Raw genomic sequence first — 20,287 nt, 5'->3', positions numbered from 1 at the left:
TCAAGCCGCCGGGCAGCAGAAAGCAAAAGGGCCGGTGCAACCGGCCCTGACAGGATGAGCGGACGAAGAATCAGGCGGCATTCAGCCAGGCTTGCGCCACTTCGATACTGTCGAAGTACTCGGAATGACCACGGGTAACCAGGCCGGCCAGATGGGCCGCCAGCTTGATCCAGACGTCACTGACCACCACGGCCACCTTGCCGAAGTCCTTTTCATGGGCACGCACGAAGCGCAGTTCTTCCAGCGCCATGTCCAGGGTGAAATCCTTCAGCTCGGACAGGTCGAGCAAGACATGCGGATGACCGATTTCCGCCGCGCGCTTGAGCAGCGCGTCCTCGAACAGCTTGAAATCGGCCAGGGTGAACTCGTTGAACAACGCCACATCCAGTCCGTAAGACTGTTCACGAATAGAGATCATCAGTCAGCTCCTCAAAAATCAATCCGGCAATTACATTTTAGTCGCAATTTATCATGACTTGCCGTGCGTCAGCTGAGCCGAATAACAGATCAGCTCCAGACTCTTGCGATAGGTTTTATATTCAGACGCATTGGCGGCGCAGCGCGCCTCCAGCACCCGGGTACGGTCCTTGCGCTGGAACAAATGCAGATTGCGCCGGACGATCCACAAACGGCCCGACACATAGCGCCCTTCCCGGTAGTCCAGCACCAGCCGGCCGGCCTTGGGCAGATAGCGCACCACCTGTGCTGCCTCGCGGTCGCCACGCTGATTGCGGAATGACGCAGCCAGGCCGCTGAGCGACTCCCCACGTCGCCAGGGGCGCAGGCGCACAACCACATCAATAGCCGCCCGTTCCCGCTGGTCGGCCTTGGGCGGCACCACACGCAACTGGCGCACCCCGTTGAAGGTCTCGGCCCGGACGCGCCAGCCAGCAGGAACTTGCATCTGAATGGCACTGACAGGGTCGGTATAGGTCGTGACTGCCTGGACAACATTCGCCGGCCGTACCGCCTGGGTCAGGGGAGGCGCAGCCAGGGCTGCGGACAAAAACAGCACAGGAAGAAAGCGTAGAAACCGGGTCATTGGATCAACAAAAAAGGCGTGGAAACCCACGCCTTTTCATTGTGCACGCAATCGCGGAATCAGGCCAGCAGCAAGTCGCCCATGGTGCGGCGATAGAACTCGTGGAAATGCTGCATGCCCTCTTCGGTCGGCGACTGGTAGGGACCGGTTTCGTTCTTGCCATCCAGCCACAGGGCACGGCGTCCCTGATGCATGCGATAGCAAATCTCGTCGTCTTCCTTGGCCGTCTCGAAGTAGGCGGCCTGCTCGGCTTCGATGAACTCCGGTTCGAAGTACAGCACCTCTTCCGGATAGAAGAACTCGGTCACAACCGTGCATTTTTCCGGGCCACGCGGAATCACCACGCTGATCACCAGCGAGTGCGGATACCATTCGACCATAATGTTCGGATAGTAAGTCAGCCAGAGTGCGCCGAATTCCGGGCACTTGTCCGCATAGCGGCGCAGCACTTCCTTGTGCCACTCGCCATAAACCTTGGAGCCCGGACGGGACAGCGAATTCTTGATACCCACCGACTGCACATGGTACTGACTGCCCCACTCCCACTTGAGATCGGCACAATTGACGAAATTGCCCAGCCCGGGGTGGAACGGATCAACGTGGTAGTCCTCCGAATACACTTCAATGAAGGTCTTCCAGTTGAAGTCATACTCGGTGACATGGGTGCTGTGATAGCCGAAGCCTTCGAAATCCATATAGCTGGCCACACCCAGTCGTTCCAGATCCTGGCGCACGTTGCGGCGGGCATCGAACAGCATGCCGTGCCAGGACACCAGCGGTGTCTGACCCAGGTTCAGGCAGGGCGTCTCCGGAAACAGGGGCGCGCCGATCAGCTGACCATGATTGTCATAGGTCCAGCCGTGCAGATTGCACACCACATGATTGCCGTTGCCGCGACCTTCGTAGATGCGCGCCTGGCGATGGCGACAGACATTGGACAACAGCAGGACCTCGCCACCGGCACGCTTGAGCATCTTGCCGTGCTGGAGCCATTCGATGGTGTGATAGTCACCCTCGTTCGGCACCATCAGTTCATGCCCGTAGTACACCGGGGCATCGGCAAACAGACGCTCCTGCTCCAGCTGGTAAATGGCGGAGTCGAAGTAAGTATTGATGGGAAGCTGGACAGCAGCCGGTTGCAACAGCTGCGAAGAAGCCAGATCAGACATTATTCCCACACCTCCTGGTTAGAAGTATAAGACCAGCCGAATCTCGCCCTAAAACGAGTTTACGGAACGCTATAAAACAAAAAAGGCCCGGCATAGGGACCGGGGTTGAATTCTGGCCTGCCCCCCGCAAAAGGGCAAGTGCTTTCATGCAAAAAACAAGAAAAACCCACCCCCACAGTAAAAAAATCGGCAAAAAAGCAAATCAGCCGACAAACAGGCAGAAATAACCCTTTCAGCATCAATGTGTTAGCGATCAATTACACACACAAATCCACACAATATTAGTGAATCTGCAATAATTCGAGCTGAAACTTTTGTGCAACACAACATAGGCAGGCTATTGATATGCGTCAATCGCAGGAGAAACACCCGCCAAACCCCCTGCACAGCAGGCCCGCTTTAGCGTAAATAGTGCACTCGTTCAGCGATGACAGGCAGCCAAACCCTGCTGCCGGACGCGCTCGGCAAGGATCTTTTGCTGCACAGCAGCATCGTGCTATACACAAGATCGGCAGCGCACGTTCAAGCCATCGCCGGCGAAGCTGGTGATTGACCTTGATAACGGAATGGTTTTTTGAGATACAACCGGAGTTGACGAATTGGCATCGGACAACCCGGCAATCAGAAAATCACCCCTTGTCAGCCAGGTCTGCCCATGTTGGCAAAGCGTTGATGATCGTACCGGCTCACGTCAAGATGAGCCGGCTTCAAGGAATTGAACAATGCATACATTCTTTCTGGCGCCGATCGGCTTCGATGTCGGCCTGACCTCCGTCTCCCTGGGCATGATCCGCTCGCTCGAACAAGCCGGTCTGTCGGTGGGCTTCGTCAAACCGATTGCCCAGGGCAACAACACCCAGGAAACCGAACTGTCCACCCATTTCGCCCGTGCCATCTGCCGTGCGGACGCCCCGCAGCCCATCCCGATGGAGCACGTGGAAAAACTGCTGGGTCAGGGCCAGGTCGACCAGCTGATGGAAGAAATCGTCAGCCTGTATCGCAAGGTCGCCAACCAGAAAGTAGACGTTGTCGTGGTGGAAGGCCTGGTGCCGGATCAGAAGCATGTCTTCTCGACTTTCCTGAACACCAAGATTGCCCGCAACCTGGAAGCCCAGACCATTCTGGTGGGCTCGGTCGGCCAATTGAGCGATCACGAACTGGCCGAACAGATCGACCTGAGCGTCCAGTCCTTCGGTGGTCACAGCGGCCAGATCGCCGGCATCATTCTCAACCGCGAGAACAGCAAGCGCGACGCCAAGACCATCTGCCAGCAAATCCAGGCCGAAAGCAAATGGGCCCAGGACGTCAATCTACCCCTGCTGGGCCTGATTCCGGAGCAGACCGATCTGCTGGCACCGCGCACGCTGGACGTGGCGCGCCACCTCGACGCCACCATCATGCACCCCGGTCAGATCCGCGAACGCCGCGTGAACTCCATCGTGGTCACGCTGCGTACCGCACCGAACTTCATTCACCTGCTCAAGCCGGGCGCCCTGGTCGTCACCAGCGGCGACCGCGAAGACGTCATTCTGGCCACCGCCATGGCCAGCATGAACGGCGTACCGCTGGCCGGCCTGCTGTTCACCTGCGATTCCCAGCCGGATCCGCGCATCCAGCAGCTGTGCCACCACGCCTTCACCAGCAACCTGCCGGTGATGATCAGCGCCATGAACACCTTCGAGACCAGCAGCATCCTGACCCAGATGGGCAAGGAAGTGCCGGAAGATGATACCGAGCGCATGGAACGGGTCATCGACCACATCGCCGAACACCTGGATGCCGACAAGCTCAAGCAATTTGTCGGCGAACCGCACGAGCCGCGCCTGCCGCCGCCCGCCTTCCGCTACCTGCTGCGCGAAAAGGCCCGCAAGGCCAACAAGCGCATCGTACTGCCGGAAGGCAACGAGCCGCGCACCATCATGGCAGCCGCCATCTGCCACGAAAAGAACATCGCCCGCTGCGTGCTGCTGGGTGATCCGCTGGAAATCCAGCGCATTGCCGACAACCAGGGCGTCACCCTGCCGGCGTCGCTGGAAATCCTCGACCCGAACAAGATTCGCGGCAAATACATTGAGCCGATGGTCGAACTGCGCAAGGGCAAGGGCCTGAACGCCACCCTGGCCGAACAGCAACTGGAAGACAACGTCGTGCTCGGCACCATGATGCTGGCACTGGACGAAGTCGACGGCCTGGTATCCGGTGCGGTTCACACCACCGCCAACACCATCCGTCCGGCCCTGCAACTGATCAAGACCGCTCCGGAGGCCCGCCTGGTGTCCAGCGTGTTCTTCATGCTGATGCCGGAACAGGTCCTGGTCTATGGCGACTGCGCCGTCAACCCGGATCCGAACCCGGAAGAACTGGCCGACATCGCCATCCAGTCGGCCGATTCGGCCAAGGCCTTCGGCATCGAGCCGCGTGTCGCCATGATCTCCTACTCCACCGGCAGCTCCGGCAGCGGCAGTGATGTGGAGAAGGTACGCGAAGCCACACGCATCGCCCGCGAAAAGCGTCCAGACCTGATCATCGACGGCCCGATGCAATACGACGCCGCCTCGGTGGAAAGCGTCGGCCAGCAAAAGGCCCCGGGCAGCGCCGTCGCCGGTCGCGCCACCGTGTTCATCTTCCCGGACCTGAACACCGGCAACACCACCTACAAGGCGGTACAGCGCTCGGCCAACGTCGTCAGTGTCGGCCCGATGCTGCAAGGCCTGCGCAAGCCGGTCAACGACCTGTCGCGCGGCGCCCTGGTGGACGACATCGTCTACACCATCGCCCTGACCGCGCTGCAAGCCGGCCAGAAATAAGCCTGCCCTCCCCGGCCCACAGCCCCTGCCCGCAACGGCAGGGGCTTTTGTTTTTCTCTTTCCTCACCGGCAGTGCCATTGATTCAAGCAAACAATTGTTTTAAAGTCCGAAAAAAAATATATTCATTCGGGATATTTGCAACCCACAGCCAGCAACAGGAGGCAATGATCAATGGCAGCAGCCAATCTCACGACATGGTTCATACCGGAATCGATCCGGCTATCTCCCGAGCAATCGATCAAGGCAAGAACCGTGGTGGGGGTGGCTCTGCTGGCCGGCATCATCGCCCCACTCTTCGCCATCGAGTATTTCCAGCTCAACCATCCGGCCATGGGCTGGGGCATTGTCTGCGGTGGCCTGGGCCTGCTCTCCGGCCCGCTGATCCTCAAACTGACCGGCGCCCTGCGCTTCAGCGCCGAATTCATCATCGCCGCCATGTACTGCATGGTTTGCTGGATGGTGTATGTCAACGGCGGCATCATGTCGACCAGCATCGTCTGGTTTGCTGCCATCCCCTTCACCGCCATCTTTGTCAGCGGCCGCGCCTCCGGCGTGGTCTGGACCCTGCTGGCCCTGCTGGCCATCGGCAGCTTCTTTTTGCTCAGCGGCGAACCCGGCATGCTGCCGCCAGTCCCGATCGACCACCACGTCATTCCCACCCTGCAGGCCAAATCACTGTCCGGCCTGACCCTGATGGTACTGGTGCTGGCCATGTCCTACGACAAAGCCAAGGTACAGAGCTTTGCCAAGCTGGACATCGCCCGCAACGAAGCGGAAGAAGCCAGCCGCGCGGTCAAGGCCATGCTCGAGCAGGTCACCCGCTCGATTCAGGATGCCTCCAGCGCCAGCCGCGACATCGCACAGGCCACGCGCAAGATGGCCCAGACCATGTCGGAACAGCGTGAACGGGCTGAAGACATGGTGGTGATCGCCCAGCAAATGGCCGTGGTCACCAGCCAGAACACCGAGCAATCCCATTCCGCCACCAGCATGGCACAGAATGCCGGCGCCCAGGCCAGCAAAGGCGGCCAGGCCATGGACCAGGCCGTCGATCAGCTCAACCAGGCCAACCACGTCATCCGCGATGCCGCCATGCGGCTGGAAGAGCTCGGGCAGCGCAGCGCCGAAATCAGCGGCATCGTGCAATTGATCCGCGACATTGCCGATCAGACCAACCTGCTGGCGCTCAACGCCGCCATCGAAGCTGCCCGCGCCGGCGAAACCGGACGTGGCTTCGCCGTCGTGGCCGATGAGGTACGCAAGCTGGCCGAACGAACCCAGCACGCCACCGAAGGCGTCGAGCAGAAAATCCGCGTCATCGTCGACGGTACCACCCAGGCCATCGAAGCCATGCGCAACGGCAGCCAGCAAATGCAGGCCGGCCAGAGCAACAGTGCCTCGGCCCAGCAGCAACTGGGTGACATCATCCGCGACACCCGCCACCTGGCCAGCATCCTGAGCGAAGTCTCGGCAGCCGAAGCACGCCAGAACCAGGGATTCACCCAGTTTGCCGGCGACATCACCGCCGTCGGCGAATCGACCCGCACGCTGACCCAGGAAGTACACACCATCGCCGAAGCCATCCACAAACTGGATGCCCTGATGGCCGAGCTGGGACAATCCATGCGACAGTTCTCCGGCAACCCCGCCTAAAAGCCCCAAGACGGGGTCAGGTCTTGTATTTTGCGTCCTGATGCAAAATACAAGACCTGACCCCGCTGTTTCTCCGTACAAATGCAAAATGAAAGACCTGACCCCAGGTTTGGTATAATCGCAGCCTTCCTTTGTTCTGACCGGCTGCATCATGAAATCCGATATGCCCTCCCATGCCCTGAAAACCGCTCTGGCCGATTGCCTGATTCGTGACCGGCGGCCGCTGCTGGGCAAGCTGCGCGAGCTGGAGGCCAGGCTGCGCAAGGGGCAACCGGGTGACAAGCTGCAAGGGCAGATCGAGGCGCAGATGGCGCGTTCGCAAGCCCGCGTGGCGGCGCGGCGCGCCCACCTGCCGACCCCCACCTTCGATGACAGTCTGCCGGTCAACCAGAAGCTGGACGACATCCGCAGCGCCATCGAGCAGCACCAGGTGGTGATCATCTGCGGTGAAACCGGCTCAGGCAAAACCACTCAGATCCCGAAGATCTGCCTGACACTTGGACGCGGGGTGCATGGCCTGATCGGCCACACCCAGCCGCGCCGGCTGGCGGCGCGCTCGGTCGCCACCCGCATCGCCCAGGAGCTCGGCTCGCCGCTGGGCGAGCACGTCGGCTTCAAGGTACGCTTTACCGACCAACTGTCGGAAAAGAGCGTCATCAAGCTGATGACCGACGGTATCCTGCTGGCCGAAACCCAGACCGACCGCTGGCTGGAAGCCTACGACACCATCATTATCGACGAAGCGCACGAACGCAGCCTGAACATCGACTTCATGCTGGGTTACCTCCGGCAACTGCTGCCGCGTCGCCCCGATCTGAAAATCATCATCACCTCGGCCACCATTGACGCCGACCGCTTTTCGCGCCACTTCGACAACGCGCCGGTGATCGAAGTCTCCGGCCGGCTGTTTCCGGTGGAAATGCGCTATCGCCCGCTCAAGGAACGCGACGAAGACGAACGCGAAATGGAGATGGAAGACGCCGTGGTGGAGGCCGCCCAGGAGCTGATGCGGCTGGGCAGCGGCGACATTCTGGTGTTCCTGCCCGGCGAACGCGAAATCCGCGAAACCGCCGAGAAGCTGCGCAAGGCCGGCCTGCGCGGGCTGGAGATCCTGCCGCTGTTCGCCCGTCTGAGCAATGAAGAGCAACAACGCATTTTCAAGCCCAACGGTGGCCGTCGCATCGTACTGGCCACCAACGTGGCGGAAACCTCGCTCACCGTTCCGGGGATCCGCTACGTGATCGACACCGGGCTGGCGCGCATCAAGCGCTACAGCCCGCGCGCCAAGATCGAACAACTGCTGGTGGAAAAGATCTCGCAGGCGGCGGCACGGCAGCGTGCCGGCCGTTGCGGCCGGGTCGAGGCCGGCGTCTGCATCCGCCTGTATGGCGAAGACGACTTCAATGCCCGCCCGGCCTTTACCGACCCGGAAATCCTGCGCGCCAACCTGGCGGCGGTGATCCTGCGCATGGCTTCGTTGCGCCTGGGACGGGTCGATGCCTTCCCGTTCATCGAAGCTCCCTCCTCGCGCCAGATTGCCGACGGCTATCAGGTGCTGACCGAGCTGGGTGCCCTCAATGACAGCGGGGAATTGTCCAAGGTCGGCGAGGAGCTGGCGCGCATCCCGACCGACCCGCGCCTGGGCCGCATGCTGCTGGCGGCGCGCGACTTCCATTGTGTGCGCGAAATGCTGATCATCGCCTCGGCGCTGTCGATCCAGGATCCGCGCGAACGGCCCTTCGATGCCCGCGATGCCGCCGAACGCGCTCAGCAGCGCTTCGTCGACGACAAGTCCGATTTCCTGTCCTTCCTGCACCTGTGGGAGTTCTACGACGAGGCACAGAAGCACAAGAAATCCACCCGCCAGCTGATCAACCTGTGCCACGACCACTTCCTGTCGTGGATGCGCATGCGCGAATGGCGTGAACTGCACGGCCAGCTGGCCGAAATTGCCGCCGAGCTGGGCTTCCGCGCCGAAGCCGTACCGGTCAACCAGCCGCAATCGGACAAGGCGAAACAGAAACTGGATGCCGTCGCCTACGAAAACCTGCACAAGGCGCTGCTGACCGGCCTGATCGGCAATGTCGGCATGAAATCCACCGAGGGAGACGACTATCTCGGTGCCCGGGGCAGCCATTTTCTGATCTTCCCCGGCTCCGGCCTGAAAAAAGCCAAACCGAAATGGCTGGTGGCGGCCGAGCTGGTCGAAACCTCACGCCTCTACGCCCGTTCGGTAGCCAAGATCGAGCCGGAGTGGATCGAGAAACTGGCTCCGCACCTGGTCAAGTACCACTACTTCGACCCGCACTGGGAAAAAGCGCGCGGGGAGGTGGTGGCCAGCGAACGTGTCACCCTGTTCAACCTGACCCTGGTGGCACGCCGCCCGGTCAGCTACGGCCGCATCGCGCCGCAGGAAGCGCGCGAGCTGTTCATTCGCGGCGCCCTGGTGGCGATGGAGTATGCCAGCCAGGCCCCGTTCTTCCAGCACAACCAGCGGCTGATCCGCGAAGTGGAACAGCTGGAGCACAAATCCCGGCGCCAGGACGTGCTGGTCGATGAAGAAGCGCTGTTCAGCTTCTACAGCGAGCGCATCGGTACCGACGTGGTCGATGCCGCCAGCTTCGAGGCCTGGCGCAAGGAAATCGAACGCGACGAGCCGAAAAAACTGTTCCTGACGCGTGACGAGCTGATGCGCCATGCGGCCCAGCACGTCACCGAAAACCAGTTCCCGGAATGGCTGGAGACCGCCGACGGCAAGCTGCGGCTGAAATACCGTTTCGAGCCCAACCACCCGCTCGACGGTGTGACCGTCGACGTGCCGCTGGCCATCCTCAACCGTCTGCAGCCCGCCCATTTCGACTGGCTGGTGCCCGGCATGATCCGCGAAAAGCTGCAGATGATGATCAAGGCCCTGCCCAAGCAAATCCGCCGCAACTGCGTACCGGTGCCCGACTTCGTCACCCGCTTCCTCGACAGCCAGCCAGACCAGCAACAGGCCCTGGCCCCGCAGCTGGCCGCCTTTGTCGGCAAGGAAACCCGCCAGCACCCGGGCGACGAAGCTTTTGCCCAGGCCGAACTGCCGGCGCATTTGCTGTTCAACTTCCGCGTCATCGACGACGGCAAGCAGGAAATCGGCTGCGGTCGCGACCTGACAGCCCTGCAGCGCCAGTTTGGCCAGGCGGCCCAGCTGACCTTCCGCGACACCTCGGCTGAATTCGAACGTGACAATGTGCTGAGCTGGGACTTCGGCGACCTGCCGGCCTCGATCCAGTTTGCCCGCGGCCGGCAGCAACTGACCGGCTACCCGGCGCTGACCGTGGAGCAAAACCAGATCGCCCTGCGCCTGTACGACACCGAGGCCGCCAGCGAGCAGGCCCATCGCCAGGGGGTGATTCGCCTGCTGCAGCTACAACTCAAAGAACAGATGAAACAAATGGGCAAGGGCCTGCCCGGCCTGACCCAGATCGCCCTGCAACTGCGCGCGGTATGCAATGCCGACGAGCTGCTGGCCGATGCCATCGCCGCCATCTGCGACCGGGCCTTCATCGGTGAAGACCCGCTGCCACGCAGCGAAAAGCAGTTCAACGAGCAAAAATCGCGTGCACGCACCCGCCTGCCGGCGGTGACACAGGCCGTCATGCAATATCTGGGACAAATCGCCCAGGAGTATCAGGCACTGTCGCTGCGGCTGGCCAAACATCGCCTGGGCCACGAACTGCGCACGCAACTGGATGCCCTGGTCTATCGCGGTTTTCTGACTGCCACCCCCTGGCCCCAACTACAACATTTGCCGCGCTACATGAAGGCCATGGGCCTGCGTATGGACAAGCAGGCGGCCAACCCGCAGCGCGATGGCCAGCGTGCAGCGGAAATCCGACAGATGTGGGAGATGTGGCGCAGTCGCGTTGACGAAAAGATGGCGCAAGGCGAGGTTTCACCCGCCCTGGCCGATTTCCGCTGGCAAATCGAGGAACTGCGCGTCTCACTGTTTGCCCAGGAGCTGAAGACCCCCTACCCGGTATCGCTCAAGCGCCTGCAGAAAATCTGGGGCGACATCAAATAGCCCGCCGCTGTACTATGCGTTTTTATAGTAAAGCGTTAAAATCGTTTATACGATTAGCATGAAATCTCAGGTTCAGGGAATGACTTCAGGTTCGACCAAGACTCGCCAAGGCAAACCGCCTGCTGACCTGATTGAGGTCGGCAAGGAGTTGCCGTTCGATGTATTCGCCAACAACGGCTTTCTGCTGATGAAGAAGGGCTATTACGTCCTGACCGATGAGCAGAAGTCCAAACTGGAAACGCTCGGCTTCACGCCGCGCAAGGCCGAAGAACGCGAAGAACCAGCCGAAGTCGATTTCGAGATCGAAGACAAGCGGCTGCAGCCCGGACCGTTTGACGAAATGGCGCACCTGTACCTGCGCACCCGCGCCTTGCTGCGCCAGGCCTTCAAGATTCGCGGCTTCCAGCAATCGGTCGAAGGCGTGGCCCAGAGCATTCTGCGCCTGAGTGAAGAGCAACCGGATGCCGTCATCGCCTCGATCCTGCTGGCCCCGTTCCGCGAATACGCCCCGGCGCACGCCGTGCACACCACGGCGCTGCTGGCACTGCTGACGCGGCGCATGGCCCTGCCGGCCAACCACCGCGAAACCCTGCTGTGCGCCGCGCTGACCATGAACATCTCCCAGGTCGAGCTGCAGAACGAACTGTTCTCGCAGCAAGACGCCCTGACGCCGGATCAAAAGCACGAGATCAAGGCGCATCCGCTGATGAGCTCGGCCATCCTGCGTGAAGTCGGCGTACAGGACGAGCTGTGGCACACCCTGGTACAGACCCATCACGAATCCTGGACCGGTCGCGGCTACCCCTTCGCGCTGCAAAAGACCGAGATCCTGCCGCCGGCCCACATCCTGCACCTGGCCGACATCGTCTGCGCCAAACTCACCCCGCGCCGCTACCGCTCGGCCCTGCTGCCGGCCACCGCGCTGGGTCAGATTTTCCAGAAGAAAGACGCCGAATTCGACGAGGCCTTCACCACCCTGCTGATCAAGGAACTGGGCATCTACCCGCCCGGCAGCTTCGTGCGCCTGGCCAGCAATGAAATCGGCGTGGTCACCTACCGCGGCGCCAAGCCCAGCACGCCGCAAGTGGCGGCGCTGCGCAAGGCCGACGGCCCGGCCTATGGCGAGCCGCTGATCCGCGAAACCCGTAATCCATCCTACCAGGTGGTCGAACCCTGCGCGGCCTCGCTCAGCGGCGTGCGCCCAGGCTATCTCGGCAATTTGTGGAAGACTGGCTGAACGGAAAGCGCTAACGAACGGGGTCAGGTCTTTCATATTGCATTTGGATGCGATATGAAAGACCTGACCCCGTTCTGCGTTCTGCTGAACACCCCCTGTCAGTACGGACTGTTTTTCTGGTCGTCGGGAAACACGTCAAGCCAATACGAACCCAATGCCATGCCATGTGCAACAGGCGGGTGTCCGGGCCTGGCGCATGGCGCCCCTCGTCAACCAGGAGCATGTCATGTTCTCGAAACGGCTTTTTTTCCCATTGTTCGGCGCCTGCCTGCTGGCGCCGCAGATTTCAGCTCAGCCGCAGCGCAGCAGTCCACTGTATGACCACGCCACCCAGTGGTATCTGGATGAGCCGCTCAGCGGCATCAATATCGGACCGGCCTGGCAGATTACCCAGGGATCACCGCGCGTGATCGTCGCCGTCATTGACACCGGTATCTTGTTTGACCACCCCCTGCTCAAGGGGCGCATCCTGCCCGGCTACGACATGGTGTCTCAGGATCCGATGCCCTGCCCCCCCGACCGGGTCGCACATCAGTATGGCTGCCCATTCATTTATGCCGGTGATGGCGATGGCCGCGACAGCGATGCCAGCGACCCCGGTGATGCCTATTCGGTAGCGCTGCTCCGTGCCTATGGGGAGCCGGAAACCAAGGTGTCCGACAGCAGCTGGCATGGCACGAGCGTGGCCAGCATCATTGCGGCACAGGGACATGCCAGCTGGGGACTGAGCGGGATTAGCCGTCACGGCCGCATTTTGCCGGTACGGGTCGGGGGGCGGGGCTACAACCGACAGGATCTGGTGGACAGCATTCGCTGGGCAGCTGGCTTGCCGGTCGCCGGGGTACCGCACAATCGCTTTCCGGCACAGGTGTTGAACATGAGTTTGAGTGCAGAGGAAGAGGATGTTGGCAAGGTTTGCCCGGCTGATATCCAGCAAGCCATCGACGAAGCGCTGCAGCGGGGTTCGGCCCGCGCCATTGTGGTCAGCGCCGGCAACGACGGCAAGCTGGATGGTGCGCGGGCACCGGCCAATTGCCGCGGCGTCATCACGGTGACCGCCGTGACCCGAAACGGTCAACTGGCCGATTATGCCAATTACGGGCGGGCGATCACGCTGGCAGCGCCGGCCAGCGCGCTGGATGATCAGGATGGCGGCTACAGCGACTATCCGGTCGCCAGCCACTGCGCCCTGCAACACCCGGTCAGCGACGCCCTGCACTGCCCGGATCCCGCCGCCCCTGGGGCGCCCTGGGTCATGAAGCCGGGTGCCGGCACCAGCTACTCGGCCCCGATCGTGTCAGGCACCATCGCGCTGATGCTGGCGGCCAATCCCTCGCTGACATCCGGCGGCATCAGGCAGATCCTGCAGCGTACAGCACGCCCTTATGCACCGTCTTCCTTTTGTTACCACAGCACGGATCTGTGCGGCAGCGGTGTACTGGATGCCGGCCATGCCGTACTGCAGGCCGCCTTGCTGCCCGGCGGTGTGCGCGAGGCCAGCGGACAGCGCCCCGGCATCCCGGGACGCCGCTGAGGCTCAGTGGGCTTCGCCGACGGCCGGACCCTTGAGAGTGGTTTCGGACGGGACCAGGGCGGCAACCTGACGCTGGCAATCCGCAAAGTCCGGCGTGGCGATCAACGCACGCCAGTCTTCGGCGGCGCCACGACCCTCCATGCGAGCCAGCCGCTCGGCCAGGCCGGCAATCTGCGGCATCGGCAATTCGGCCATCAGCTGAGCCGCCAGATCCGGACGGTTGCAGACCAGCGCCATGTCGCAGCCGGCATCAAATGCGGCACGGGCGCGTTCGACGATGCCGCCGACACCGGCCGCCCCTTCCATGCACAGGTCGTCGGAGAAAATCACCCCGTCGAACTGCAGCTCACCACGCAGGATGTCCTGCAGCCAGATGCGAGAGAAGCCGGCCGGCTGACTATCCACCGCCGGATAGACCACATGAGCCGGCATCACCGAGCCCATGCCGGCGACCGTCATGCGGGCAAAGGGCACCAGATCATCCTGACGGATCTGGGCCAGGCTGCGTTCGTCGTGCGGGATGACATGGTGCGAGTCGCCCTCGACCCAGCCGTGGCCGGGGAAATGTTTGCCACAGCTGTTCATGCCACCGCGCGCCAGGCCGCGTTGCAGGGCCAGGGCCAGTTCGCTGACCACATCCGGGTCTGCGGCGAAGGCGCGGTCACCGATGACCGCACAGCGCGACCAGTCAAGGTCAAGCACCGGGGTGAATGACAGGTCGATATCGCAGGCGCGCAGCTCGGCGGCCAGCACATAGCCGACGGTTTCCGCCAACTGGCGCGCCTTGCCCGGGTCTTGCTGCCACAGCTCGCCCAGACGGCGCATCGGCGGCAGGCGGGTAAAGCCCGGCAGAAAGCGCTGGACGCGGCCGCCTTCGTGGTCGACGGCGATCAGCAGCGCGGGGGAGCGCAGTGCGCGGATTTCGGCGGTCAGGGCACGCAACTGGGCCACATCACTGAAGTTGCGCCGGAACAGGATCACGGCACCGACCATCGGCTGGCGCAGGGTCTGGCGCTCTTCCTCAGTCAGGGTCAGGCCGGCGATGCCGACGGTCAGGGGGCCGCGTGGCAGGTTGAGGGCTGGGGTCATGATGTCCTCTCACGGGTGGGCGCCGCATCGGCGCACTCAAGCACGACAAAGGCAAGCGCGTGGGTGCGCTCGTCACTGATGGATAGATGGTGGGCGGTGATGCCGCGCTGGCGGAGGTACTCGGCCAGTTCAGCGGCAAAGGCCAGCTGTGGCTTGCCGGCGGCATCGTGTTCGACATGGATGGCGGTCAGCAGGACCGGGGCGCGCACGCCGGTGCCCAGCGCCTTGGCCAGGGCCTCTTTGGCGGCGAAGCGCTTGGCAAGAAAACGGGCCTGATCGCGGCTGGCCTGCCAGTCTGCCAGCTCCTGCGGCGCCAGAATGCGCCGCACCACGCCGTCGTGATGACGTTCGATCAGCCCCTGCATACGGCTGATGTCGACCAGGTCGGTGCCAATTCCCGCGATCATGATGGCTCAGGCTCCTGTTCGGCTGGCAGCGTCAGGGACTGCAGCAGCTCTCTGGTGGTGAGGCGCGCCTCCGGCCCCATCAGCTCTTCCAGCATCAGGCGCAGCAGGCCGCGCGCTTCGCGCCGGGTCAGTTCGGCAGAGAAGTCATCCGCTGCCATGGCGAGCAAGGTGGCGCCGGAGACCATGGCCTGGTGGTGGCGGGGCTCAAACCCGCGATCCAGCGCCGGTGCCTGGCCAGGGCTGCACACATACAGACGATCCGGCTGAACCGCGGCCCCCTCTTCATCTTCGGTCAGCAAGGGGGCATAGCCAAGGCAGCCGATGAGGGCCAGTTCAAAGCGGCGCAGCAGGGCGCCGGGGTTTTCTCCTGCCGCCAGGCCACGCACGGCGCGGTCATAGATGCGCCAGGTCTCGCCATGCGGGTCTTCCCGCACCAGCAGGTGCATCAGCAGCTCGTTGAGGTAAAACCCGCAGATCAGCGGCAGGCCTGACAGCTGTCGTACCCCGCCCTGCCAGTCGGCACTGTGCAGGGTGCGCACTTCATTCTTGCCGAACCAGGACAGGGTCAGCGGCTGAAACGGCAGCAGCAGCCCCCGCAATTCGGCGCGCGGGCGGCGCGCACCGCGCGCCACCAGACCCAGACGGCCGTGATCCGGCGTCAGGACCTCCAGCAGCAGGCTGGTTTCGCGATAGGGCCGCGCATGCAGGATATAGGCCGGCTGGCGGTCGATTTTGCCGGGTTGCGAGGCAGCCATGGCTTAGTCGAGACCGAATTCCTTGAGGAAGCGCACGTCGTCGGCCCAGCCGGTCTTGACCTTGACCCAGACTTGCAGGAACACCTTGCCGTCGAACAGGGTTTCCATATCCAGCCGCGCTTCGGTGGAAATTTTTTTCAGCTTTTCGCCTCCCTTGCCGATGACGATGCTCTTCTGGTTTTCACGGTCGACCAGCACGGCCACATGAATGCGGCGCAGATTGCCATCCATCTCGAACATCTCGACTTCGACATTCATCGAGTAAGGCAGCTCTTCGCCCAGATAGCGGAACAGCTTTTCGCGCACGATCTCCGCAGCCAGGAAGCGTTCGCTCTTGTCGGTGACCATGTCTTCCGGATACAGCGGCACCGATTCGGGCAGATAGGGACGGACTTGCAGCAGCAGTTCGGCCAGGCGCTGGCCATGTTTGGCACTGACGGCCTCGACGGCGGCAAAGGCAAAGTCCTGCTGCACAGTGTCGATGAATTGTGCCAGCGCCAGTTTGTCCTTGGCCTTGTCCAGCTTGTTGACCACCAGGATCACCGGGGTGTTTTTCGGCAGCAGCGGCAACAATTCGCGGTCTGCCGCAGTCCAGCGCATGGCTTCCACCAGGAACAGCACGCAATCGACGTCGGACAGGGTGTCGCGCACGCTCTGGTTGAGCACGTCATTGAGGGCGCTGCGATGGTGCGTCTGGAAGCCCGGGGTGTCGACAAAGACAAACTGGGCATCGGCCTCGGTGCGGATGCCGGTGACGCGATGGCGCGTGGTCTGGGCCTTTTTCGAGGTGATGCTGATCTTCTGGCCGATGAGATGGTTCATCAGCGTCGACTTGCCGACATTGGGGCGGCCCACGATGGCGACAAAGCCACAGTGGTATTGGATTTCTTCAGTCATCGGGTTTTCTTGCCTTTGGCAATGTGCTGGGCCAGCAGGTCGAGCGCCACTTCGGCGGCCTGCTGTTCGGCGGCGCGGCGGCTGCCGCCCTCGCCGGTGGATTCTATGGCTAGCTCGCCCAGATCGCAGACCACGCGGAACCACTGTTCGTGGGCCTCGCCGTTCTGTTCGAGAATACGGTATTTCGGCAAGGCCAGCTTCTGTGCCTGCAAAGCTTCCTGCAGGCGCGTCTTGGCGTCCTTGGCATGCTTGGTCGGGTCGATGCTGCGAATGCGCTCGGCGTACAGCCCGCGTACCACCTGCTCGGCGGCCGCAAAGTCGGCATCGAAGCTGACGGCGGCAAAGGTGGCCTCCAGCGCATCCGCCAGGATGGACGGCCGGTTGAACCCGCCGCTCTTCAACTCACCTTCGCCAAGGTACAGATACTCGCCCAGCTTCAGCTCATGAGCGATTTCGGCCAGGGTGTTCTGGTTGACCAGGTTGGCGCGCAGGCGCGACAGCTCGCCCTCGGTCTGCGCCGGAAAATGGTCATACAGCATGCGCGCCACGGTGTAGTTGAGGATACTGTCGCCGATGAATTCGAAACGCTCGTTATTGGGCGAGCCGAAGCTGCGGTGGGTCAATGCCTGTCGCAGCAGGGCCGGCTGGCGGAACACATATTGGAGCGCCTCGCTGAGGCGGCGGAAACGGGATTCTGGGGACGTCACCATGGATTCTGTTCAATGGGTTGCCCGCCCGAGCCGGGCTCGGGCCGGAAAAAAGTCATGCCTGCATACGCAATGATAATACAGTGCGATGCAGGCATGGGATATGAAGCTGGAGATTAGTTGACCCGGCTGCCGATACGTCCGGGCTGGGAGAAGTTCATCCAGATGAAGAAGGCCTTGCCCACCACCAGACGATCATCGACAAACCCCCAGTAGCGACCGTCGAGACTGTTGTCGCGGTTGTCGCCCATCATGAAGTACTTGCCGGCCGGCACCTTGCAGACAAAGCCGTTGTCGTCGTAGCGGCACTGGTCGCGATCGGGGAAATCCATCACCTGCGCCGGCACCAGCGTCGGTGCATCCGGAATGTTCAGCACTTCCACCTTCTTGCCCAGCAGATCTTCCTGGAAGCGGTCGTTGTGAATCATGGCCACGCGCTGCTCCAGGTAGTCGTAGGTGCCGTCCTTGACGTCCGCCACCGGCTGACCGTTGATGGTCAGGCGCTTGTTGCGGTATTCGACGGTATCGCCCGGCAGGCCGATGACGCGCTTGATGTAGTTGACCTTGGGGTTCATCGGGAAGTTGAACACCATGACATCACCGCGCTCGACCTTGCCGACCGGAATCAGCACGTTGTTGAGCACCGGCACGCGAATGCCGTAGATAAATTTGTTGACCAGGATAAAGTCGCCGACCACCAGACCGGGGCGCATGGAGCTGGACGGAATGGTGAACGGCTCGACCAGGAAGGAACGCAGCACGAACACCACCAGAATGACCGGAAAGAAGCCCCTGGCATAATCGACCACCAGGGAGGCCTCTTGCTGGCTGGCCTGACGCTTTTTCGCCAGCAGCCATTTATCCAGCGCCCAGACCACACCGGTAATCACCACGAACAGCAGCAGCACGGCCGTCAGGCTGATGTACTCGGACAGCACACCGAAAATGCCGATGACGACAAACAGCGCGCCCCACTGCACGGAAGGCGGAAAGTCCTTGGCGCCCGGCTGCTTCTTGCCGCCGAACAGGGTCAGCATCAGGCCGATGACGGCCAGTGCGACAAATACCCAAAAATAGTTACCCGACACTTATTTGTCCCCTACTTGAAGGATGGCAAGGAATGCTGCCTGCGGAATTTCCACGTTGCCGACCTGCTTCATGCGCTTCTTGCCGGCCTTTTGCTTTTCCAGCAGCTTTTTCTTGCGGGTGATGTCGCCGCCATAACACTTGGCCAGCACGTTCTTGCGCAGGGCCTTGACGGTTTCACGGGCAATGATGTGACTGCCGATGGCGGCCTGGATGGCAATGTCGAACATCTGGCGCGGAATCAGCTCGCGCATCTTCGACGCCAGTTCGCGGCCACGATACATCGAGGTCGAGCGATGCACGATCAGCGACAGGGCATCCACCTTCTCGCTGTTGACCAGGATATCCAGCTTGACCAGATCGGCGGTCTGGAATTCCTTGAATTCATAATCGAGCGAGGCGTAGCCACGGCTGGTCGACTTGAGCTTGTCAAAGAAGTCCATCACCACTTCGTTCATCGGCATGTCGTAGGTGAGCATCACCTGACGACCCATGTATTGCATATTGCGCTGCACGCCACGCTTCTGGTTGCAGAGCGTCATCACCGCGCCGACATAATCTTGCGGCACCAGGATGGTGGAAGTAATGATGGGCTCGCGAATTTCTTCAATTTTCGACAATTCCGGCAGGCGCGAGGGGTTTTCCACCTCGATCAGCTCACCATCCTTCATCAGCACCTGATAGACCACGGTCGGTGCCGTGGTGATCAGATCCATGTCGAATTCGCGCTCCAGACGTTCCTGCACGATTTCCAGGTGCAGCAGCCCGAGGAAGCCGCAGCGGAAGCCGAAGCCCAGTGCCTGCGACACTTCCGGCTCGAACTGCAGCGAGGCATCGTTGAGTTGCAGTTTTTCCAGCGCATCGCGCAGCGAGTCGTAGTCGTGGCTTTCCACCGGATAGAGACCGGCAAACACCTGCGGCTTGACTTCCTTGAAGCCCGGCAGGGCCGCTTCGGCCTGGCGCGAGACATGCGTGATGGTATCGCCGACCTTGGCCGACTTGAGTTCCTTGATGCCGGCGATGATGAAGCCCACCTGGCCGGCCGACAGCGTCTCGCGCTGCACCGACTTCGGCGTGAAGACACCGACCTGTTCGCACAGGTGCTCGGCACCGGTGGCCATGAACTTGATCTTGTCCTTCGGACGCAGGGTACCATCGACCACGCGCACCAGCATCACGACGCCGACGTAGTTGTCGAACCAGGAATCGATGATCAGCGCCTTGAGCGGCGCATCGGGATCGCCTACCGGGGCCGGAATCTTGCTGACCACGGTTTCGAGAATGTCTTCGATGCCGATGCCGGACTTGGCAGAGGCGCGCACCGCATCGATCGCCTCGATGCCGATGATGTCCTCGATTTCCTGGCTGACGCGTTCCGGCTCGGCGGATGGCAGGTCGATCTTGTTCAGCACCGGCACGACTTCGACGCCCAGGTCGATGGCGGTGTAGCAGTTGGCCACGGTCTGGGCCTCGACGCCCTGCGAGGCATCGACCACCAGCAGAGCCCCCTCGCAGGCGGACAGTGAGCGGCTCACTTCGTAGGAGAAGTCAACGTGCCCCGGGGTGTCGATCAGGTTCAGGTTGTAGACCTGCCCGTCGCGCGCCTTGTAATGCAGGGCGGCCGTCTGAGCCTTGATGGTGATGCCGCGCTCTTTCTCGATATCCATCGAGTCGAGCACCTGCGCGCTCATTTCACGCGCGTCCAGCCCGCCACAATACTGGATAAAGCGGTCGGCGAGCGTGGACTTGCCATGGTCAATGTGGGCGATAATCGAGAAATTGCGAATATGTTTCATCGGAGTCCGGAAAAAATAAGAGCAGGTAATGCCTGCCCCCAGCA

General features: G+C 61.8%; 15 protein-coding genes. 5 read left to right on the top strand and 10 right to left on the bottom strand.

Annotated features, from left to right (window positions below; all coding sequences use genetic code 11):
• Positions 1 to 70: 70 nt before the first annotated feature.
• Genes JNO51_RS06370 through JNO51_RS06360 form a run of 3 tightly spaced genes read right to left on the bottom strand, consistent with a single transcriptional unit; the run spans position 71 to position 2,211 of the window.
• The gene (locus JNO51_RS06370) at positions 71 to 418 is read right to left on the bottom strand and encodes an STAS/SEC14 domain-containing protein (protein WP_215782177.1); all 348 of its coding nucleotides are present in this window, start codon (positions 416 to 418) and stop codon (positions 71 to 73) included.
• A gap of 51 nt (positions 419 to 469) precedes the next feature.
• The gene (locus JNO51_RS06365) at positions 470 to 1,042 is read right to left on the bottom strand and encodes a hypothetical protein (protein WP_215782176.1); all 573 of its coding nucleotides are present in this window, start codon (positions 1,040 to 1,042) and stop codon (positions 470 to 472) included.
• A 59-nt stretch (positions 1,043 to 1,101) separates the two neighbouring features.
• Entirely contained in the window at positions 1,102 to 2,211 is a 1,110-nt protein-coding gene (locus tag JNO51_RS06360) for an aromatic ring-hydroxylating dioxygenase subunit alpha (protein WP_215782175.1), read from the bottom strand.
• 722 nt (positions 2,212 to 2,933) lie between these two features.
• On the opposite strand from JNO51_RS06360, the gene pta reads away from it, so the two are divergent.
• The 5 genes from pta to JNO51_RS06335 all read left to right on the top strand — a co-directional run bounded on the left by pta (position 2,934) and on the right by JNO51_RS06335 (position 13,506).
• Positions 2,934 to 5,018, top strand: coding sequence for a phosphate acetyltransferase (pta, locus tag JNO51_RS06355; protein ID WP_215782174.1), 2,085 nt, complete (start codon positions 2,934 to 2,936; stop codon positions 5,016 to 5,018).
• A gap of 172 nt (positions 5,019 to 5,190) precedes the next feature.
• On the top strand, positions 5,191 to 6,672 hold the full coding sequence (locus JNO51_RS17505) for a methyl-accepting chemotaxis protein (protein WP_215782173.1): 1,482 nt from the start codon (positions 5,191 to 5,193) through the stop codon (positions 6,670 to 6,672).
• 151 nt (positions 6,673 to 6,823) lie between these two features.
• A complete protein-coding gene (gene hrpA / locus JNO51_RS06345) occupies positions 6,824 to 10,735 on the top strand; it encodes an ATP-dependent RNA helicase HrpA (RefSeq protein WP_215782172.1) in 3,912 nt (1,303 codons plus the stop codon).
• 79 nt (positions 10,736 to 10,814) lie between these two features.
• Complete coding sequence (locus tag JNO51_RS06340; protein ID WP_215782171.1) at positions 10,815 to 11,972, top strand: HD-GYP domain-containing protein; 1,158 nt, start codon at positions 10,815 to 10,817, stop codon at positions 11,970 to 11,972.
• Between the two features lie 226 nt (positions 11,973 to 12,198).
• Positions 12,199 to 13,506: a S8 family serine peptidase gene (locus JNO51_RS06335; protein ID WP_215782170.1), complete on the top strand. Its 1,308-nt coding sequence runs from the start codon at positions 12,199 to 12,201 to the stop codon at positions 13,504 to 13,506.
• 3 nt (positions 13,507 to 13,509) lie between these two features.
• Here the strand turns inward: JNO51_RS06335 and nagZ are convergent, their stop codons facing one another.
• The 7 genes from nagZ to lepA all read right to left on the bottom strand — a co-directional run bounded on the left by nagZ (position 13,510) and on the right by lepA (position 20,243).
• Positions 13,510 to 14,595, bottom strand: a complete 1,086-nt coding sequence (gene nagZ, locus JNO51_RS06330) for a beta-N-acetylhexosaminidase (protein ID WP_215782169.1) — start codon at positions 14,593 to 14,595, stop codon at positions 13,510 to 13,512.
• Positions 14,592 to 15,002 carry a holo-ACP synthase gene (acpS, locus tag JNO51_RS06325; protein ID WP_215782168.1) on the bottom strand — a complete coding sequence of 137 codons (411 nt, stop codon included), beginning with the start codon at positions 15,000 to 15,002 and terminating at the stop codon, positions 14,592 to 14,594. The genes nagZ and acpS overlap by 4 nt, the downstream gene beginning before the upstream one ends.
• Positions 14,999 to 15,757 (bottom strand): DNA repair protein RecO, encoded by a 759-nt coding sequence (recO, locus tag JNO51_RS06320; RefSeq protein ID WP_215782167.1) that lies wholly within the window; start codon positions 15,755 to 15,757, stop codon positions 14,999 to 15,001. Before recO ends, acpS begins: the two co-directional genes overlap by 4 nt.
• A 3-nt stretch (positions 15,758 to 15,760) precedes the next feature.
• A complete protein-coding gene (gene era, locus JNO51_RS06315) occupies positions 15,761 to 16,654 on the bottom strand; it encodes a GTPase Era (protein WP_215782166.1) in 894 nt (297 codons plus the stop codon).
• The gene (gene rnc, locus JNO51_RS06310) at positions 16,651 to 17,364 is read right to left on the bottom strand and encodes a ribonuclease III (RefSeq protein ID WP_215782165.1); all 714 of its coding nucleotides are present in this window, start codon (positions 17,362 to 17,364) and stop codon (positions 16,651 to 16,653) included. Before rnc ends, era begins: the two co-directional genes overlap by 4 nt.
• Positions 17,365 to 17,477: 113 nt before the next feature.
• On the bottom strand, positions 17,478 to 18,449 hold the full coding sequence (gene lepB / locus JNO51_RS06305) for a signal peptidase I (protein ID WP_305798424.1): 972 nt from the start codon (positions 18,447 to 18,449) through the stop codon (positions 17,478 to 17,480).
• On the bottom strand, positions 18,450 to 20,243 hold the full coding sequence (gene lepA, locus JNO51_RS06300) for a translation elongation factor 4 (RefSeq protein ID WP_215782164.1): 1,794 nt from the start codon (positions 20,241 to 20,243) through the stop codon (positions 18,450 to 18,452).
• Positions 20,244 to 20,287 lie beyond the last annotated feature (44 nt).

It is taken from the genome of Paludibacterium sp. B53371 (assembly GCF_018802765.1).
Classification (GTDB): Bacteria; Pseudomonadota; Gammaproteobacteria; order Burkholderiales; family Chromobacteriaceae; genus Paludibacterium.
Note: the sequence above shows the minus strand (reverse complement) of the source record. Positions and strands in the feature narration are given on the sequence as shown.